The following is a 2,774-nucleotide window of genomic DNA, read 5'->3' as shown; positions in this document are numbered from 1 at the left end:
GTCCAAGACCGAACAGGCTGGCGGTGTGCTCGCCGCCAAAACGTGGTGAAGCAAGCAGTTGCTGCATCATCACCGGTGCCCCGTTGAACTGGGTGCAGCGCTCATCGCGAATGAGATCGATGRCACGTTCGACATCCCACTTGTACATCAGCATCAAGCGCCGACCGCCGCGCAGTGCCGACAAGAACTGCGCATGCAAGCCGCTGACATGGAACAGCGGTACTGCCGACAGAGTGGTTGGTGGATAGCCGCTGTTGATCACCACGCCGATACGCTCGGGAGAGCTCATGGCGCAAAACGCGCCCTGGAAATCCAGGGCGTAAAGCGCCTGGCAGATTGCCCGGTGACTCGACACGGCGCCCTTGGCGCGACTGGTCGTACCCGAGGTGTAGAGGATCAGCGCTGGCGTCTCGGGGTCGATGTTCAGCACCGGCAACGGCGATACAGGGGCGCTGATCAGGTCTTCAAAATGCAGGCAGTGTTCGGGCAACCTTTCTGCGTGAACCCCGACAACAATCGTGCCTCGCCGCTCACGGGCCAGATCTTCATGCAGGGTATCAAGACGGGCTTCATCACACAGCAGCAGGCGCGAATCGCTGTCTTGCAACGCGTACTGCAATTCGTCACGCAACCCCCAACTGTTGAGCGGCACACACACCGCGCCACAGCGCACGATTGCGGCGAAGGCCACTAGCCACGCTGGCTGGTTACGCATGGCAATCGCCACCCGCTCACCCGGTTGCACGCCGAAACGAGCGACCATCTGCCCGGCCAGACGATCGACCTGATCAAAGAACTGGTTGAAGGTCAGGCGTTGCGACTCCCAGACCAGGAATTCACGCTCGCCGTGCACCCGACCGGCGTCGAATACCTGCAGCAAGTCGTGCGCGGCGTGACGGAAGTAACGTGGAGCGCCGTCATCGGGGCTCACCACCTCAAACGGCGCACCGGGGGCGATCAATTGCCGCCACGCGGTTTGCCAGCGTTCAATGCTCATTTTTGTTTTCTCCAGAACGGGCGAAAGACATGTGGGAGCGGCCGGCACATTCAATATCTTCATGGACTGACACTCCGCCTTCGCGAGCAAGCCCGCTCCCACAGGGGTGTTGCGTTGTATGCAAGTTCGGGGACACCCGCGATTCCTTGTGGGAGCGGGCTTGCYCGCGAAGAGGCCAGCACATCCAACATCCTCGTTGCCTGACACTGCGCCTTCGCGAGCAGGCTCGCTCCCACAGGGGTTTACGCGTGGGCGGAATAGCGTTCGCAATGGAAATCCCGATCGCCCAGGCAGCTCTGCGCAACGCGGACGCGCTTGAGGTACAGGCCGACATCCAGCTCGTCGGTGACACCAATGCCGCCGTGCATCTGCACCGCTTCGTTGGCAACCTTGATCGCCGTGTCTCCGGCCTTCCACTTCGCCAGGCTGACCAGTCGAGCGCGTGCCCGAGGTTCGAGGCTGGCGTCATCCAGGGTTGCCAATGCGGCCATCAGCGCGCTGCGGCTCAGCGCCAGGTCGACGTACATTTGCGCTGCGCGATGTTGCAGGACCTGGAAGGTGCCAATGGGTGCGTCGAACTGCACGCGGGTCTTGAGGTATTCCAGGGTGGTTTCGAACAGTTGCTCGGCCATCCCCAACAGTTCCGCCGCCAGGCAGGCGCGGCCACGGTCCAGCGCAGTTTCCAGCGCGGCCCAGCCCTCGCCCAAGGTGCCCAGCAGCGCTTCGCTGCCCAACTGCACCTGGTCCAGTTGCAGGCGTGCGCTGTTGCGCGAATCGATCAGCGGCAAGGCACTGACGGTCAAACCCTGCGTATCGGCCGGTACCAGAAACAGACTGATGCCCTGCGTCTCGCCCGGCTGCCCGGACGTGCGCGCCGCCACCACATAGGCGTCGGCACCCAGGCCGTCGACCACCCAGAACTTGTCACCCTGCAAGCGATAGCCCTCGCCCTCGGCCTTCGCCTCAAGGGCAATGCGGCTCGGGTCGTGGCGCGATTGTTCGTCCACGGCCAGAGCCAAGCGCTGTTCACCGCCTATGACTGCTTGCAACCACTGCGTCTGTTGCGCCGAATTGCCCGCCAGGTGCACCAATGAACCACCCAGTACCACGCTGGACAACAGCGGTATGGCGGACAGGTTACGGCCCATGGACTCGAAGATCGGTCCCAGCCCCTTGCAACCGAAATCCAGACCGCCGAAGTCTTCTGGAAACGCAATCGCACTCCAGCCCAGATCGACCGCGTCGCGCCATACCTGCGCATCGAAACCCTGTTGCAACGCGCTATCGCGCAGCCGACGCTGAGCACTCACCGGACTGCGACCGGCGAGAAAATCCCGGGCGCTGTCGGCCAGCAAACGCTGGTCATCGTTGTAACGCAGGCTCATGGGGTGACTCCTTTTTTAGCGTCGGGCAAGCCCAGTACGCGCTTGGCAATGACATTCAACTGGATCTCAGAGGCCCCGCCGGAAATGGTCAGCGCATAGCTGTTCAACCAGGAACGGGTTACCGCCTGTTGCTGCTCGCTGAACGCCGGACTGTCCCAACCGAAGGCATGCCCGGCCATGGCATCGAGCAGCACTTCAAACTTGTCGCGCTCCTGTTCGGTGTGCACCAGTTTCATGATCGACATCAGGCCGCCGATGTCATCGCCGGCCCGCGCCTCTTCACCCATGCGCTGCACGGTCAGGTTGTAGGCCTGCTCATTCATCGCGCAGGCCGTGGCCCGCGCCTGCAGAGCATGTTCGCTCTGAGTCTGTGGCGCCGGCAGGTACTCGCG

Annotated in this window: 3 protein-coding genes; all 3 read right to left on the bottom strand. The window is 62.7% G+C overall.

Annotated features, from left to right (window positions below; genetic code table 11):
* Positions 1-997: AMP-binding protein (locus AC1DSG_RS29995; protein WP_477794109.1), on the bottom strand; the 997-nt coding region annotated here is incomplete at its 3' end.
* 242 nt (positions 998-1,239) lie between these two features.
* Entirely contained in the window at positions 1,240-2,382 is a 1,143-nt protein-coding gene (locus AC1DSG_RS29990; protein WP_477794108.1) for an acyl-CoA dehydrogenase family protein, read from the bottom strand.
* On the bottom strand, positions 2,379-2,774 hold a 396-nt coding region (locus tag AC1DSG_RS29985), incomplete at its 5' end, for an acyl-CoA dehydrogenase family protein (RefSeq protein WP_477794107.1). The genes AC1DSG_RS29990 and AC1DSG_RS29985, both read right to left, overlap by 4 nt.

This window comes from Pseudomonas sp. P5_A12 (assembly GCF_056400685.1).
The sequence above is the reverse complement of the archived record's forward strand: the minus strand, read 5'-3'. Positions and strand labels throughout refer to the sequence as shown.